Genomic DNA, 515 nt, shown 5'->3' with positions numbered 1-515 from the left:
TTTTATAGGGCAAAAGCTCACATTAATCAAGGCACTCCCTCCTCCTTCCCCCTCCCCCCCTTCCTCCTCCTTCCCTTCCTTCCCTCTTTCTTCTTCTCCTCCTCTCTCCCCCTTCTCTTCTTTCCTTCCCCCTCCCTTTCCCTCCTTCCCCTTTTCCTCCTTCCCCCTTCTCTTTTCTTTTTTTCTTCCTTCCTCCTCTTCTCTTCCCTTTTCCTTCCCCCCCTCTGCCTCCTTTCCCCTTCCTTCTTTCTCTCTTCCCCCTCCCTTTCCTCCTCCTCTCCCCCCTTCTCTTTTCCCCTCCTTCTTTCCCCCTTTCCCCCTCCTCCCTTTTCTCTCCTTCCTTTTCCCTTCCTCCCTTCTTCTCTTCTCCCCTTCCTCTCCCTCTTCCTCCCCCTCTCCTTCCCCCTTCTCCCCCCTTTTTCTTTTCCCCCTCCTTCCCTTTCTTTCTTTCCTTTCTCCCCTTTCCCTTTTTCTCTCCTCTCTCCCTTTCCCTCTCCCTCTCTTTTCCCTTTCTT

The 515-nt window shown here is 53.2% G+C and carries 1 protein-coding gene; it reads right to left on the bottom strand.

Annotation, left to right across the window (positions count from 1 at the left end; translation table 11 throughout):
• Positions 1-26 precede the first annotated feature (26 nt).
• Positions 27-515: hypothetical protein (locus tag NR125_RS30270; RefSeq protein WP_256816868.1), on the bottom strand; the 489-nt coding region annotated here is incomplete at its 5' end.

The sequence above is a fragment of the Cytobacillus sp. Bac17 genome, assembly GCF_024519925.1.
Lineage (GTDB): Bacteria > Bacillota > Bacilli > Bacillales > Cytobacillaceae > Cytobacillus > Cytobacillus pseudoceanisediminis.
Note: the sequence above shows the minus strand (reverse complement) of the source record. Positions and strands in the feature narration are given on the sequence as shown.